Origin of the sequence: Enterococcus sp. AZ095a (assembly GCF_050546735.1) — a bacterium.
GTDB lineage: Bacteria > Bacillota > Bacilli > Lactobacillales > Enterococcaceae > Enterococcus_D > Enterococcus_D entomosocium.
In genome coordinates this window covers 1,672,296-1,687,362 of the sequence record NZ_CP172953.1, presented here as the reverse complement: position 1 = coordinate 1,687,362, position 15,067 = coordinate 1,672,296, and the positions used below count along the sequence as shown (strand labels likewise).

Below are 15,067 nucleotides of genomic sequence, written 5' to 3'. Positions count from 1 at the left end.
AGAATAAACTTAGGAGAGAAAGGAGTGTTGGTTATGAGAACATTTACTGGCGGTATTTCACTAAGTCCCCCATTAAAAATGTTAAAAGAAAAATTAATGATCGAACAAGATGAAATTCTTACCTTTTCACCTACGATGGTCTTTATCCCTTTAGCACAACATATTGGTGCTCCGGTGGAACCGATTGTTTCCGTTGGTGATTACGTCAAGCAAGGGCAAGTGATCGCTGAGTCTGATGCGTTTGTATCTGCCAAAATTCATGCATCTGTTTCGGGTAAAATCGTCGACATGGTCGATTGGCCGAATCAAAACAATGAAGAAGGAAAAACCATCATCATTGAAAATGATTATGCTTATCAAAATGATTTTTTGTCAGCCCCCTTCGACTGGCAATCTGCTGCTAACGAAACCATCCTCAACAAAATCCGTCAAGGCGGCGTCGCCGGCAAAGGCGGTGCAACGTTTCCCACCCATGTCAAATTCAGTATTGATGAAACCAAAAAAATCCATACTTTGATCTTAAATGGTTCTGAATGTGAGCCGTTCTTACGCAGTGATGCTTTCTTAATGCAAAAAGAAGCCCAGAAAATCATTCACGGTGCAAAGATCGCCCAAAAGTTACTGGATGGTCCAAAAATCATAATAGGCATCGAAGATGACAAACCAAGAGCCATTTCAGCCATGCAAGCCGCAAGTGCAGAGGATGACACGATAGAAGTCGTTACTGTCCCAACTGTTTATCCAACCGGTGGTGAAAAGCAGTTAGTAGAGTTATTGACCGATCAAGAGGTGCCGTTAGGTGGTTTGACTGCCGATATCGGTATCGTCTTGATCAATGTTGCCACCAGCTTTGCCATCGCCGAAGCGGTCTGTTATGACAAACCGTTGATTGAACGCTATACAACCGTTACCGGCGATGTTCAAAATCCCTGCATCGTCAAAAATCCGTTAGGAACACTCGCAGGAGAATTGATCGACTTTGCCGGCGGCTTTCAAGGAGCCCCCAGCAAATTGATTCTTGGTGGACCAATGATGGGAAAATCCGTCAAAACCTTGAAAGTTCCGGTCACCAAAGGCAGCAACGGCATCGTTGTTTTTAATGAAGAAACCGATTGGCTCTATGCCGAAAACCCCTGTATTCGCTGCAACAAATGTGTCGAAGCTTGTCCAATGCGCCTCATGCCAATGGAGATCGATCAGTTTTATCGAGCGGGGGATTATCAAAAGTGTGAAGAATTATTGGCAGAAGCATGTATCAATTGTGGTGCCTGTACCTTCGTCTGCCCAGCTAAACGTTCCTTAGCTGCCAATATCACTGCCGCAAAAGGCAAAGTTGCCCAGTTGCAAAAGGAGGCGAAGGAAAGTGCCTGATTATTACAAGGATTCCGATAGCGAACGTCTCTTTCAGCAAAGGAAAAATCAAGAAACACCCCCAAGCCCCCATATTCGCAGCAATGACGAGACCATTAAAATCATGGGGTGTGTGGTATTAGCCTTGCTGCCAGCAGTTTTATTCTCTGGCTACCTTTTTGGATTGAAAGTTTATGGCTTGTTTTTCATTGCACTAGCCACGGCGTTTGCTGCCGACGGACTTTGGTCCTATCTTGTCAAACGGCCGTTTCGCTTCGATTTAAGCATCGTCGTGACGGCCTTGCTTTTAACGATGAACCTCCCACCAACCGCACCTTGGTATTTTCCCGTGATTGGGGTGGCGTTTGCCGTAATCATCGTCAAAGAATTTTTTGGCGGTATTGGTTATAATTTTCTAAATCCAGCCCTCGGCGGTCGAGCCCTGTTGATTGGCTTGTTTTATAACCAAATGTTTCTAATCAGTTGGCCTGATCCACCTTTTGGCAGCATCGCACCTGATGTCGTTTCGCAGGCTACAGCGAACGATGTTGTTTCTGGTGCCACACCATTAGCTGTCATGAAAGCAGGAGAAACGTTGAGTGGCTCTGAACTAGTGGACGCCTTTTTAGGATTTACCGGAGGACGAATCGGTGAAACCAGTGCCTTACTTTTACTGTTGGGTGGGATTTTTCTCGTTTACAAGAAAATCATCTCCCCTCGTATCCCACTGATTATCTTTGCGACGATCGGGCTCTTTGCTTTTATCCTTGGTCCAGAAGGACTTTTTACTGGCAGTTGGCAAACGGTCATCGGTCATATCATCAGTGGTGGTGCCATGTTGGGTGCGATTTATATGGCGACTGATTATTCTTCGACACCAGGAACAAAAGCAGGAGAAAATCTTTTTGCCTTAGGCGTTGGCCTCCTCGTTGTGCTCTTCCGTTTCTTTGGTTTTACAAATGAAGGCATGAGCTATGCCATCTTGATCATGAATTGTTTCACCCCACTTATTGATCGCTTCTTACGCCTTCGCATATTAGGGGAAGGAAAAAAGACCCCGTTCAACCTTAAAATCATGAGCTAAATCGTAAAAAAGGAGGGTTCCTTATGATGATCGCCAATCGGCTAGTGGTCTTTCTAGTCATTCTACTCACAAATTACGCCTGTCAAAATTTGGCACCGACCGTCAAAGAGAAAAAACCGAACGTGACGACACGGGTGGTTTTCCTCTCAGCGATCATTGCGGTCGCTTACTTGTTCAGTGGGTTAAGCTTTTATCTTTTACTTCAAAATCGTTTCGTCTATGGCAATCAAGTGGTCACCAACTTGGTAAGTGCTGCCATCATCGCCTTGATTGCGGGGGGCTTGTGTTTACTGATCGTTCCTGCAAAAAAACGTTTCTTGACGACTGATCTAAAAAAAACGCTCCTAGTCAATGTTCTCTTGCTGACGATCGCCACCGTGACCCAATTTCCCTATACCGATTATTTAACCAATTTATTTGTTGCTGTAGGCATGTATTTCCTCTTTTCTTGTGCTTTGTCAGGGGTTCATACACGGAATCAAATTGCCACGATTCCGCCAATTCTAAAAGGTTTACCACTGGATATCGTAACACTTTTTCTATTCTATCTAAGCTTTTCCTTTCTCAATGGTGTCTTCTTCAATTATTTATTCTAAACAAAAAGCAAGTCCCGCTTTGGCAGCGGAACTTGCTTATTTTTTGCGGAATAACTCTCTGAAGGAACCGATCAAAAAACCAGTCGAAAAAGCATTTTGTGCTTTTTGCTCTTTTTCAGCAGCGATTTTTTGTCGGGTTCGCAGCCCCTTATTGGCATTTTTGGACTTCTTCCCTTCACGGAGTTCTTTCGAAGCCTTTTGAAACTCATTTGAGAAACGATTATACCCAACCATGTCGTTTCCCTCCTTTCTTTGTGCTTGACCTATAATAACGAGGATTTATTATAGGAATTGCCTTTCTGATGCAAATCAGGTAACATAACAGACAGAAAGATGATTTATCCCAGGTTTATCAGAAAGGAAGATCCCATGAACGAAACCCACACTGGATTGTTAGTCAATAGCCGCGTTTTTCAAGAAACGCCAATGATGCTGACAGGTATCCAACTTTTAGAAGACCACAAAATCGTAAATTGCATTATTAAGGATCGCTACTTAGCCAGCTATGTCTTACGCCTTCCATTAAATAAATACCAATTAGAAGTTGAAGGAAAATGGAACAAGCGGGAACAGTTAGTGATCAAACATATGAAGATCAAGAATATCGATGAATTTATTAAAATCGTCGGTACGCCAGAATAACAGGACTCACGAAAAGCAAGTGCAGACAACTGCCCTTGCTTTTTTTCTGAAAAAACCCAGCTGATTTTTCCCGCGTATTCCTCCGATGTTTATCGCGACATTCTGGTAAACCGATCGATCAAGGCTTTTTGCTCCTCTTTGATACCGATCGCCAACGGTTTGATCATTAATTTGACAGTGGTCGAAGGTGTCTGAATCTGAACTTTTTTATTTACCACACCACCTAGTTGTAATTTTGTGATCTCATGAATCATAATTGTCTGCATCCCTTTTTCATGAAATTGCAGATCTAACTGAATCAAGTGGATTTTTTCTTCGTCAACCACCACGATAAAATACTTTGGTGTTGGCAGGGCAATCATTTTGGCTTCCTCGGCATAACCAGCCAGTTTTCCATGGAACTTCGCACGGTAGCTTTCTAAATCATCTTTTTTCACGATCCATTTCATCAAAAGCCACATCCTTCCTTAGATACCTTAAGGATACCTGCAGAAAACGCTTTTGCACAACAATATGCCTGCTTGTTTCCTCACATAGCCCCATTCACCACGTTTGATCATCAAAGACTTTTTCTCTAGACATAGATGTTTTTGTCACCACGACTTTGAGTCAAGCAAAAAGACAGCGAGGCGCTTAGTGCCCTTCGCTGTCTTTATTTGGATAGTAGTGTTGGAAAAGTCGCAGAAAAATCGGTGCCAGCATCAAATAAAAGATGCCATTCCCCGCTGCATGCAACGCATCAAAGCTCACTCCTTGAAAATAGTAAGCCCAAAAGCTGGGAAACCCATAAAGTTTGACACTGATCCAAGATATCACAAAGCCATACGCAAAACCTGCAAATACACTATAAATGACTTGTAAATACAACTTTTTCATAAACAGTTTGCTTTTTGATAATAGATACATTCCAAAAATTACGACGGCATAGCTAATCAATTGGGCAATCGTCCATACCCCCATTCCCATGTAAAAATTGGTAATCAGCATCGAGAGCAGACAAACGATCAATCCACGACTAAGACCTAAATGGATGGTTACTAATAAAAAGATCACCGTCATTGGTTGAACATTGGGTAAGGGTTGAAAAAGTGTCCTGCCGACGACGGCTGCTGCTACAAGCAACCCTAAATAAGCAATTTCTTTTCCAGCAAATACAAGTGGTTTATTCGAATTTTTCATAGGTGAAAACCACTTTATCGTTGTTTCCTAAAAAGGTATCATCTGCCCCAGTCGTGATCATTTCATCATTGATCGTATATGTCCAATAATAGCCAGCTTTTTCATCTTGGGCTAAACCGTCGATGCTGGTGATCATCCCTTGATTTTCTTCCAAGTCAAAGTTCTCTTTCATGATAGTCATCAAAGAAACCCCTTCTTTAAAAGTGACCGTTTTGGTTTCGATCTCCTGGTCTTGCTCTTCACTTTTATTATTGAAGCTGATTTGGGCAGTGCGCTCTTCGGCATTTTGTTGGACTGACGAAGAGTCACTAGAGGAGTTACCCGCATCCATCGATGGTTTGGCACATCCGGCAAAAACCAGACTTAGTAAAAAAATATAACTAAAAATTACTGTTTTCTTCAAAATAATGGCTCCTTTGATTTTTTTTACAACACCTTATTGTACTAAAAATAAATAAAAAAGGCGAAATTTTTTTGTTCCCCTCTATAGAAAGCATTGTAAATCCATGTGACTATGGGTATACTAGCTTCAATCATTCGTAAGAAGAAATGAAGGAGTGTTGGAAAGATGGATAGAAAAAAAGCGTCCTGTACCACTTTACTAGTAGGAAAAAAAGCATCGATTGACGGCTCGACCATGATTGCCCGTAATGAAGATTCAGGGAGCGGTTCGGAACCGCAAAAATTCGTCGTCATCAATCCAGAACAGCAAGGAAATGAATTTTACGCCGTTTTAAGCGGCTGTCGAATCCGTTTACCTAAGGATCCCTTACGTTATACTTCGACACCTGAAGCAGATGAATCCCAAGGAGTCTGGGCAGCTTCAGGAATCAATGAAGTAAATATCGCCATGACTGCGACAGAAACGATTACGACCAATTCACGCGTTTTGGCCATTGATCCATATGTGGAAGATGGTATCGGGGAAGCTGATTTCGTCAGCATTGTACTGCCTTACATTCATTCCGCTAAAGAAGGTGTTCTTCGCCTAGGGGAACTCTTAGAAACCTATGGGACCTACGAAGCCAACGGGATCGCGTTTTCTGATGCCGAGGAAATTTGGTATATGGAAACCATCGGTGGACATCACTGGGCAGCTGTTCGCATACCAGATGATGCCTATGTCGTGGCACCCAATCGCTTAAACATTGATCACTTCGATTTCGCCTCAGAAATGACGTTGTGTTCGCAGGATCTCGAACAGTTGATTGAAGACTATCAATTAAATCCTGATTTTGAAGGCATTAATCTACGCCATATTTTTGGCAGCTCCTCAGAAAAAGATACCCGTTACAACAACCCGCGGGCATGGTACATTCAAAAACACTTTAGCGGAACAGTTGCTGAACCGATCGATCAAGAGCTCCCGTTTGTATGCTACCCAAAACAAAAGCTATCCGTGGAAGATGTAAAATGGGCATTGAGCTCCCACTTCCAAAATACGCCTTTTGACCCTTACGGTACAGGGACCGAGACACAAAAAACACAATTTCGATCGATTGCTCTCAATCGCAACCAGCAAGTCCATATTTTGCAGATCCGCAACCACGTGCCTGCAGCAATCGCTGGCATTCATTGGCTCGCCTTTGGCCCCAATACCTTCAACGGCGTTGTGCCCTTTTATGCAGCTATCACTAAGACCCCACTTGGCTATTGTGATACGACAAAGACCTACGATCCAACAAATAGCTATTGGTTAGGACGCACCTTGGCGTTGATTGGGGACAGCGACTACGATCGCTATAGTGATCTTGCCAACCGTTTTGAAATGGAAACGATGGCCGCTTGTCGCCGCATCCAACAAGAAACTGATCGTAAAGCTTCCGCTGAAAAGGAGCCTACTCGTCTGCTTGAAGAAGCCAACGCTGAGATGGCCGAACTGTATTTAAAAAATGCAACAACGTTACTAGGAAAAATGGTGGAGTCTGGCAGTAATAAAATGGCCTTGCGTTTTTCTTTAGCCGATTAGTCAATCGTTGAAAATAAAAGGATTAACAAAAACTTTACATGGAATTGCAGCAATCTAAACATTGCTCTCCTATACTAAAGATACCAATTCGTTTTCTTTTTCCTTGCTGGTACAAATCAAGCAATTGATTTGTACTGGTCCCCCTATTGAAGACCAGTTGGGAAAAAACGTTGGGAGGAATGAGCATGACTGCAAGTATTTATCGGACTGTCACCAACGAAATTGTTAAAGGTGAAATCATCAAGAGCCAGAGTCAGCAAGATATGCTGATTATTCAAGACAAAAAAGGCTATTTCCATGTCGTTGAACCAATCCCCGCTACTACTACATCAACTCCCCACAGGACGAAAGACTAAAAAATCCACTGGCGATCAGAAAGAATACAGGATCTTTCTGATTGCTCAGTGGGTTCTTTTTTATTATGTCAAACTCAATGTGAATCGGTTCAATCCATCAATGAGTTTTTCTCGCGAACAGCCAACGTTTAGGCGTAAAAAATTTCTCCCTTCATTCCCATAGATTTCCCCTGACATAATCGCGACTTTTCCCTTACGAATCATTCGTTGCTGCAATTCCACCATCGTTAAATCCAGTGCTGTACAATCAATCCACATAAGATACGTGGCTTCGCTTTTCGTGACCACGAGTTCTGGATGATATTCCTGTAAATAAGCAATCACATAAGCAATGTTATCATCCAGATAGTCATTGAGCTGATCCACCCACTTACTTTCATTATCGTAGGCAGCAATCGTTGCGGTCATGCCAAAAATACTGGTGGAGCTCAACCCATCGGCTTCTTTTAACTGAGTTAAGAAGCGATCACGCAATTTGGAGTCAGGAATGATTCCATAAGAATAAATCAACCCTGGGAAATTAAACGTTTTGCTACCCGAAGTAACAAGGGCTACTTTTTTTTGCAACAAATCAATGATTGGTTGATGCCTTTGTCCTTTTCTTACAATATCCATATGAATCTCATCAGAAATGATAAATACATCATGGGTTTTCGCCAATTCGATCATTCGTTGCAACTCATCCTTTTGCCAGACTCTCCCAGTTGGGTTATGAGGACTACAGAGGAGAAGAACTTTATTTTCAGGCTGTGCCATCAATCTTGTTAGCTCTTCGAAATCAATGCGATACGACTTAGCATCATAGATGAGTGCATTAGGTACGATTTTTCTTTTGTTCTCTTTGATCATTTTATAAAACGCATCATACGCTGGCGTCTGAACAATGATCCCATCTCCTGGTTCACTGAGTAGGGTGACGAGCTGTTTAACGCTATACATAACGGAAGGACTGTAGACCAGCCAATCGCTTTTGATCATGCTGTTAAAACGTTCAGAATACCATTTGCAGACCGCTTGCTTGAATTCATTATGATTCCAACGTGTATACCCAAATACCGGGTGCTGCATCCGCTTGATAAGTGCCGCTTCAACTGCAGCTGGCACCTTGAAATCCGTATCGGAAATCGTAAATGGCAACAAGTTTTTTTCACCAAAACGGTCTTCCACATAATCCCACTGGGTACAATGGGTTCCTTTACGATTGATTGACTCATCAAAAAACATTTTCTTCACTCCTACTACTTGACAATTTTGCTAAAGAATCGCATCAAGTTGATTTCTGACTGTTGTTACTTTCGTTCCAATGATTACTTGAACGTTCGTATCATCTAAGTGAACGACCCCAAGCGCACCTAGTTTTTTTAGCCGTTCATCATCAACCAATGTACCATCGTTTAGAACGAGGCGTAGCCGGGTAATGCAATTGTCTAAAGAATCAATATTGCTTGCTCCCCCTAAAGCTGCCAAAATACCATGGGCATCGTAGCCACTCTTTCCAGAATAGGTCATTTCCTCTTCCAACTCATTCGTTTGATCGTTGTTCTCTTCTCTACCAGGTGTCTTCAAGTTCTTGCGAAGGATCACTGTTTTAAAAACAAAGTAATACAGGGCAAACCAGCAAGCTCCTACGATCAGAACGAGCCACCATTTTGTATATGCGCCTTGCATCACGCCAAAGATAAGAAAATCAAGCACGCCCCCATCGGTATTTCCAATCGTGACACCCAATAGACTCATTACCATAAATCCAGCACCTGTCATGATGACATGAAAAATCCATAATAAAGGGCTGATGAATAAGAATAAAAATTCGATTGGTTCAGTAATTCCTGTCACAAAAGTTGCAATGACGCCTGAAATCAACAAGCCTTTTATCTTTGAACGATTCTCAGGTTTTGCTGTCTGGTACATAGCTAATGCTGCTGCCGGTAAGCCAAACATAAAGGTTGGCATTTTCCCTTGAGACAAGAACGCCGTTGCACTTGGTGAGATGCTTAAACCGTTTTGTAATTCCGCATAAAAAATATTTAACGCCCCAAAGACTTGCTGACCATCGATCAGCTGACTTCCCCCGGCTTCGGTAAAGCGAATCATGGAAACCAATATATGGTGTAACCCAAATGGCAGTAACAAGCGCTCACCTGAACCAAATAAGAACGGACCGAAAGGACCAGCTTGTTGGATCAAATGTCCGATTCCTGTGATGATCATAGCAAACAATGGCCAAATCATCGGAATGATCACCCCGACCACAGCTAAAGTAAGCGAGGTGATGATTGGAACAAACCGGGCTCCTGAAAAGAAGGCAAAACTATCTGGCAATTGAAAATGGTAGAAGCGCGTATGCAATTTATAAACGATCAATCCTGCGATAATACCACCTAGAACACCCATTGATAATGTTTGAATGCCAAAAACGATCTCTTGTCCTGCTTCTCGAAGTTGATCTGCAGTAGCTAATTGATTCGTTTCTTGTAAATAAAAATTGATGGATAAATGCATCACGACATAGCCCACAAAGCCTGAAAATGCCGCAACTCCCTTCTCTTTTCGTGCTAGACCTAAAGGAATCGCCATCGCAAACATGACGGGTAAGTAACTAAAGGCAAACCCACCGATCGTTGACATGAAACGAAAAACCACTTGAAGCCAAGAGGCACCTAAAAATGGGAAAACGTCGATCGTTGAAGAAGATGAAAATGAACTACCAATCCCTAAAAATAAACCCATGAATGCGAGTAAAGCGACTGGCAACATAAATGTTTTCCCAAGTCCTTGAAAAATTTCCATCCAGCTTGCTTTCTTTCCTTTTTGCATATCATTTCCTCCTAACACTTTTATCTCTTAAAATGTAAACGATATCAAGAAGGCTTACAATACAGTTACCAAAACAAGAATGACCATTCACAAAATGGAATGGTCATTCAGGAGCAAGTCCTGGTTCGATTTGATTGGCGTATTGAATAATTAAAATATCCAGTAACGCTGCTAAAGAGATCCGTGGGCTCAAATCGACTTCATGATGATAAATCGTTGTCATTTCAACAGAAAAAGAGAAGGTGGCAAGCTTTTCCAACGTGCTTGTTGATTGACCAATACAGGCTAAAATCGGCACACCTCTTTGTTTCAACCGGTTAGCATAATTTAGCATCCCGATTGTTTCCCCACTATGACTAATAAAAATAGCCATATCTTTTTTTGATAGTTGATTAGCGATGGTTGTCAATTCATCCCAATCCGTTGAAGCGCCAACCGTTTTTCCTAAGAACCGCAACTTTCGACTCGCAGATAATGCAACCGGCGCACTTTGCCCTAAAGCAAAAAATTCGATTCGTTGTGCTTGCTGAAGCATTTCCACGGCACGCTGAAAGTCGGCTTCTTCGATCATTGATAAGGATGCCGCCAGCTGGTCAATCATTTGCTTGATCAGTGGGGATAAACCAAGAGAAGCTTGAGTAGATGATTTTTTTTCAAGAGTTTGATAATTCTTCAGTGAAAATTTGAATTCTTGAAAACCGGTAAAGCCAAGCTTTTTTGCCATTCTGCTGATCGTCGCTTGACTGGTGTACGTTTGGGAAGCTAACTCATCGGCCGTCATTTCTGAAACTTTCTCGGGCGCCCTTAAACAATAGTTAAGGACCGTTCTTTCTACTCGGTTCAGCTCTGGAATTTTGTATTGGATTCGTTTATATAAATGATTCATCACCTGCTTCTCCTCTCTACTATTGCTTCATTCTTCCGTCTCCACTATGCTTCATTTACACATTATACCTTCCCTCAACAAAAGTACAAACTGATGATGAATGGCTTGAAATAAAAAAAAGGACTCACCCTTTGAGGAGTGAGCCATCTTTGTTATTTTCTTTGCATCGGTCATCTGTAGACAGTCACTTCAGTAAACTCTTGCCCGTTGCCGTAATCATTTTCTTTCGTTTGACGCTTTCCATCAATTCGTTGTTTGCAACTGGCAAGTCCATTTTCGACATAGTTCACTGTATTTGCAACGATCCTTATTATAGTTGCTAGACCTTTCATCAAGGGATCATTTGATTCCATCCTCTATTCCCCCATTTCTATCACGCTTAAGCCGCTACTGGCTTTTTCTTATAACAAGTATAAAAGAAGTACCTTAAACGAAACTAAAAGAGAAGAACTTCGACAAAAAGAAAAGCAGACTAGTTTCTCTTTTTGGTAAAATATGGTAAATGTAATAGGAAAGGATGATCAGTCTCATGATAAAAACTTTAGTGGTAGCCAGCCATCCGGATTTCCACAATTCGCTTTCCCAACGATTCTTTAGTGAAAGTGCCAAGCTTCCTAACGTCACCATGCATTTCCTTGATGATCTTTCTGATTTTTCTCTCGCCAATGAACGGATGCTGTTGCAAACATGCGATCGTTTGATTCTACAATTCCCCCTATATTGGTACAGCGTTCCAGCAAAAATGAAAGCTTGGATCGATACGGTTTGGGAAAAATGTGCCCCTGCATTGGTGGGCAAGGAAATCAGTTTCGCCGTTTCTACCGGCGTTGCCGCCAAAGAATTTCAGCTAGGCGGCCGAGAAAATACGACCTTCAATGAAATTTTGCACCCACTGGTACTCATGGCAAAAAAACACCAAATGACGGTACTCCCCATCGTTGTCCTCGATCAACTGATGTATAAATCAGAACAAGAGAAACGAGCCTTTGTCATTGCCTATCAGCAACTTTTATTAATGCCGGCTCCCTTTACATTTGATCAAAAGCAACAATGGTTTAGCGAAAAGCTGGCGCGTTTGGTTTCTGAAAAACCGCAGCTTGCTCCTTTGCTATCCTTGTTGCAGGAAAACCATGAAACGTTGATCGAATTAGATGACGCTTTAACTGAATTGGAGGTGCTGTGATGGATCACGAATGGCTGAAGCCACTGATAGAGCAGTCAATAAAAGAAACAGCTGACTATCACGAAAAAGCATTTTTGCAAGAACTAGAGAAGTTGCTTCATCAGCAAGAAATTCGAATCGAATTGAAACAAGGAGAACTTGACGGAAAATTGTGGAATCCTAGTGAATGGTAAAATCTGCACTTGTATCCAAAAAAAACTTTGTTCCACCTAGCTATAAAACATGCTGGGTGGGCCAAAGTTTTTTTGAATCGTTTCTTTTGCTTGTTAACTAGGATTCGCACATACTCTTTGTAGCAGCGATATAGGCTGCTTGCAAACGTTTCGTGATCGAACCCAATGTACCATTGCCAACTGATTTCCCATCTACTTTGACGATAGGCACAATTTCCCAGACAGAATTGGTCAAAAAACATTCTTGCGCGTTGTTTAGTGCCTCAACAGGGACAGGTTCTTCTCGATAAGGAATTTCTAATTGCTGACACAACTGTAGCACCTTCATTTTCGTGATACCTGGTAATACCAAGCGTCCATCCGGATGTGTATAGACGATACCATCAATGACAAACCAGAGATTTGATGCCGAAGCTTCCGTGAAACATCCATCTCGTTGCAGGAGTGCATCATCGAACCCCGCTTCGATCGCTTGATCTAGCGCTAACAGATTTCCTAACAAGCTCAATGATTTGATATCACAATGCAACCAACGCTCATCTGGAAGAACGGTCGCAGATAGCCCTGCATGCTGCATTTCCAGAGGTCGTTCAAAGGGGATCACATTTGCGGTCACGACTCCTTTGACTGCTCCAGCAGACGGGAACTCGTGATTGCGGGGAGAGGCGATTCCTCTGGTGATTTGAAGATAGATCTCTCCTTCTGTGATTCCTTCGGTTTTAACCAGTAACTTAAGGTTTTCAGTTAATTGGGGAATTGTATAAGGCAACGTCAGTTTAATTTTTTGCGCACTACTTTCTAAGCGAGTCATATGCTCCCCTAACATAAAGCAGCGACCATTATAGATTCGAATCACTTCATAGATTCCGTCACCATACTGATAACCGCGATCTTCAATGTCAATTTTCACCGCTTCTCGATCAACGATTTGATCGTTCCATAAAACCTTCATTTCCTCACTCCTATCGTCCTTCTCGTTTCAATAAGTATAGCATTTGTCTTGAGGCCTTGCTACGTAGTGCTTAAAAACAAAAAAACCTGCTGATGGAGACCGCTCCATCAGCAAGGTAGAACATTTTCGTTATAATGAATCTTTATCAATTACAGATCGTTCTAATTTTCGTTCTTGAAAAAAACGCAACAATGTACCAGACATTGCCATCACGATCGAATACACTGGCAGTGCCACAATCATGCCTACAAATCCAAGCAAGTTGCCGGCAATCAATAATAAGAAAACCGCAATGATTGGATGGATATGCAATACTTTTTTCATCACTAATGGTGAAACAAGATATGATTCACCTAACTGAATGATCGTGATTCCGACAATCAGAAAAATAGCTGTTCGAATGTCTTGACTTAACGCAAATAAAAAGGCTGGTGCTGCTCCGATAAAGGGGCCGAAATAAGGAATAATGTCCAGAACGCCGCAAATTAATCCTAATAGTAAGGCATTTTGTAAGCCTAGCAAAGAAAAAATGAAATAGCTTGAAACCGCAACATAAGAACAAACCAGCAATTTCCCACCGATGTACGCTGACGCTGCTTGATGAAAATCACTACAAAGTTGTCGCATTAAGCCTTGATAGTTTTTCGGTGTCTTACTTGCCAAAAAATCAGGAACTTTCTCACCGTCTTTAAACATATACACTAATAACAGTGGGATCGTAAACAAGACGATCGCTGAATGAGAAACGATGGAGATCAAACTCGTCAGACTATTGGTTGCCCCGGTAATAAACTGTAAGGCAAAGTTGCTAGCTTGGGAAATATCAATCGAATCAATAAAAGGACCAAATAATTCTTCTAAATAAGAATGATCAATAGTATCGATCACCAAATTGATGATGATGGGAATTTGATTGATAAAACGCCCCATCTCATAGGCTAATGCTGGTCCAATCACCTGAACGATCAAATACGCTGCAAAAACGATCAGCAGCAATGTCGAATATAGCGCAATGCTTTTCTTTTTCGTTCTTTTTTTTACCCAATTAAAGAAAGGTAAAAAGATGTAAAAAATAAAAATTGAAATCAATACTGGTAAAAAGACACTAGAAAAGATGGCTTCCAGTGGTCGAAAGACAAACAGTATATTTGAATAGATCCAGACCGCGATCCCTAAGAGACAGACGATCACTAGACCTGCAAAAATTTTTGATTTTTTAAGAAACTCCAATAATAAATCCTCCTGATTCTAGAAAGTAATTCAACTTCTTTCAGTTTAGCATAATTTTAAAAACGAAGGATGATTTCAAGAAGAATTTTTCAAAAATCCATGTTTTTCATAGCAAACTTTCAATTAATTTAATTTTTTTCATCTCTACATCTCGAATCTAATCAATTTTGATGAGCTGAAAACGGCAACGGAATATGCAACCGTCTGACAAAGTAGACTGCTGAAGCAAACTGGAGCAACCCTAGCAAAAAGAAAATCACATGCAAGACATTCCATTCTTGTAATAAGATGACCTGCACGATGATCCAGACAACTAAACTCATGCCTAAAAGCATTACCCCGTGGTACCCTTTGTTAAGCCGCAAGAGGAAAACAACAATCAGATTACCCAAACCTAAGATAGCGAACAAAAACAAGCCGGGAATTAAGAAGGTCGTGAAGGGTGTTCCTTGCAGCATGGCCGCTTCCAAACCAGCAAATGTCTCCCCTTTGCTTAACGGCTCAATGCTTTTAAACGCCAATAGACTTCCTCCACAAGCGCCAACACCAATAAAGAGACACAAAAAAAGTAACGCAAAGCGCATCTTCATTTTTCTCCACTCCTTCTTAAAACCCAACGCAACTAAAAAAATATTCTCAGTGACACATCG

General features: G+C 41.6%; 19 protein-coding genes. 8 read left to right on the top strand and 11 right to left on the bottom strand.

The annotated features are described in order from the left end of the window. Positions 1-33 precede the first annotated feature (33 nt). From rsxC to IGJ26_RS07795, 3 genes are read left to right on the top strand one after another with little or no spacing between them, the layout of a single operon-like run. Entirely contained in the window at positions 34-1,371 is a 1,338-nt protein-coding gene (gene rsxC / locus IGJ26_RS07805) for an electron transport complex subunit RsxC (protein WP_042890379.1), read from the top strand. Then, the gene (locus IGJ26_RS07800) at positions 1,364-2,434 is read left to right on the top strand and encodes an RnfABCDGE type electron transport complex subunit D (RefSeq protein WP_005236139.1); all 1,071 of its coding nucleotides are present in this window, start codon (positions 1,364-1,366) and stop codon (positions 2,432-2,434) included. The genes rsxC and IGJ26_RS07800 overlap by 8 nt, the downstream gene beginning before the upstream one ends. A gap of 23 nt (positions 2,435-2,457) precedes the next feature. Next, positions 2,458-3,030 carry a hypothetical protein gene (locus tag IGJ26_RS07795; RefSeq protein ID WP_194199937.1) on the top strand — a complete coding sequence of 191 codons (573 nt, stop codon included), beginning with the start codon at positions 2,458-2,460 and terminating at the stop codon, positions 3,028-3,030. 36 nt (positions 3,031-3,066) lie between these two features. On the opposite strand, the gene IGJ26_RS07790 is transcribed toward IGJ26_RS07795, so the two are convergent. After that, positions 3,067-3,264, bottom strand: coding sequence for a hypothetical protein (locus IGJ26_RS07790; protein ID WP_005236143.1), 198 nt, complete (start codon positions 3,262-3,264; stop codon positions 3,067-3,069). Positions 3,265-3,399: 135 nt separating this feature from the next. On the opposite strand from IGJ26_RS07790, the gene IGJ26_RS07785 reads away from it, so the two are divergent. Then, positions 3,400-3,672 (top strand): hypothetical protein, encoded by a 273-nt coding sequence (locus IGJ26_RS07785; RefSeq protein ID WP_005226206.1) that lies wholly within the window; start codon positions 3,400-3,402, stop codon positions 3,670-3,672. 89 nt (positions 3,673-3,761) lie between these two features. On the opposite strand, the gene IGJ26_RS07780 is transcribed toward IGJ26_RS07785, so the two are convergent. From IGJ26_RS07780 to IGJ26_RS07770, 3 genes are all read right to left on the bottom strand, one after another. Beyond that, complete coding sequence (locus tag IGJ26_RS07780; RefSeq protein WP_005226207.1) at positions 3,762-4,133, bottom strand: hypothetical protein; 372 nt, start codon at positions 4,131-4,133, stop codon at positions 3,762-3,764. Between the two features lie 172 nt (positions 4,134-4,305). Beyond that, positions 4,306-4,851: an ECF transporter S component gene (locus IGJ26_RS07775; protein WP_016612116.1), complete on the bottom strand. Its 546-nt coding sequence runs from the start codon at positions 4,849-4,851 to the stop codon at positions 4,306-4,308. Then, positions 4,835-5,254 carry a DUF4430 domain-containing protein gene (locus tag IGJ26_RS07770; RefSeq protein WP_016612115.1) on the bottom strand — a complete coding sequence of 140 codons (420 nt, stop codon included), beginning with the start codon at positions 5,252-5,254 and terminating at the stop codon, positions 4,835-4,837. The genes IGJ26_RS07775 and IGJ26_RS07770 overlap by 17 nt, the downstream gene beginning before the upstream one ends. A 165-nt stretch (positions 5,255-5,419) precedes the next feature. Here IGJ26_RS07770 and IGJ26_RS07765 point away from each other — a divergent pair, with 165 nt between their 5' ends. Both IGJ26_RS07765 and IGJ26_RS07760 read left to right on the top strand, forming a co-directional pair. Further along, positions 5,420-6,820, top strand: coding sequence for a C69 family dipeptidase (locus IGJ26_RS07765; protein ID WP_194199936.1), 1,401 nt, complete (start codon positions 5,420-5,422; stop codon positions 6,818-6,820). 185 nt (positions 6,821-7,005) lie between these two features. Then, positions 7,006-7,176 (top strand): hypothetical protein, encoded by a 171-nt coding sequence (locus IGJ26_RS07760; protein ID WP_005236154.1) that lies wholly within the window; start codon positions 7,006-7,008, stop codon positions 7,174-7,176. A gap of 63 nt (positions 7,177-7,239) precedes the next feature. Here IGJ26_RS07760 and IGJ26_RS07755 read toward each other — a convergent pair whose 3' ends face one another. The 4 genes from IGJ26_RS07755 to IGJ26_RS07740 form a co-directional block, all read right to left on the bottom strand. Continuing rightward, positions 7,240-8,400 carry a MalY/PatB family protein gene (locus IGJ26_RS07755; RefSeq protein ID WP_194199935.1) on the bottom strand — a complete coding sequence of 387 codons (1,161 nt, stop codon included), beginning with the start codon at positions 8,398-8,400 and terminating at the stop codon, positions 7,240-7,242. Between the two features lie 30 nt (positions 8,401-8,430). Continuing rightward, positions 8,431-9,993 carry a maltose/glucose-specific PTS transporter subunit IIBC gene (gene malX / locus IGJ26_RS07750; protein WP_008381946.1) on the bottom strand — a complete coding sequence of 521 codons (1,563 nt, stop codon included), beginning with the start codon at positions 9,991-9,993 and terminating at the stop codon, positions 8,431-8,433. A 103-nt stretch (positions 9,994-10,096) separates the two neighbouring features. Then, positions 10,097-10,879 (bottom strand): MurR/RpiR family transcriptional regulator, encoded by a 783-nt coding sequence (locus IGJ26_RS07745; RefSeq protein WP_194199933.1) that lies wholly within the window; start codon positions 10,877-10,879, stop codon positions 10,097-10,099. Between the two features lie 170 nt (positions 10,880-11,049). Next, positions 11,050-11,232, bottom strand: a complete 183-nt coding sequence (locus IGJ26_RS07740) for a hypothetical protein (protein ID WP_008381949.1) — start codon at positions 11,230-11,232, stop codon at positions 11,050-11,052. 164 nt (positions 11,233-11,396) lie between these two features. Here IGJ26_RS07740 and IGJ26_RS07735 point away from each other — a divergent pair, with 164 nt between their 5' ends. Beyond that, complete coding sequence (locus tag IGJ26_RS07735; protein ID WP_035007267.1) at positions 11,397-12,062, top strand: NAD(P)H-dependent oxidoreductase; 666 nt, start codon at positions 11,397-11,399, stop codon at positions 12,060-12,062. Continuing rightward, positions 12,062-12,235, top strand: coding sequence for a hypothetical protein (locus tag IGJ26_RS07730; protein ID WP_005236169.1), 174 nt, complete (start codon positions 12,062-12,064; stop codon positions 12,233-12,235). The genes IGJ26_RS07735 and IGJ26_RS07730 overlap by 1 nt, the downstream gene beginning before the upstream one ends. A 97-nt stretch (positions 12,236-12,332) precedes the next feature. Here IGJ26_RS07730 and dat read toward each other — a convergent pair whose 3' ends face one another. The 3 genes from dat to IGJ26_RS07715 form a co-directional block, all read right to left on the bottom strand. Continuing rightward, positions 12,333-13,187 carry a D-amino-acid transaminase gene (gene dat / locus IGJ26_RS07725; protein ID WP_008381954.1) on the bottom strand — a complete coding sequence of 285 codons (855 nt, stop codon included), beginning with the start codon at positions 13,185-13,187 and terminating at the stop codon, positions 12,333-12,335. A gap of 129 nt (positions 13,188-13,316) precedes the next feature. Next, a complete protein-coding gene (locus IGJ26_RS07720) occupies positions 13,317-14,417 on the bottom strand; it encodes an AI-2E family transporter (protein WP_008381956.1) in 1,101 nt (366 codons plus the stop codon). Between the two features lie 161 nt (positions 14,418-14,578). After that, positions 14,579-15,007: a hypothetical protein gene (locus IGJ26_RS07715; RefSeq protein WP_008381958.1), complete on the bottom strand. Its 429-nt coding sequence runs from the start codon at positions 15,005-15,007 to the stop codon at positions 14,579-14,581. Positions 15,008-15,067: the final 60 nt, after the last annotated feature.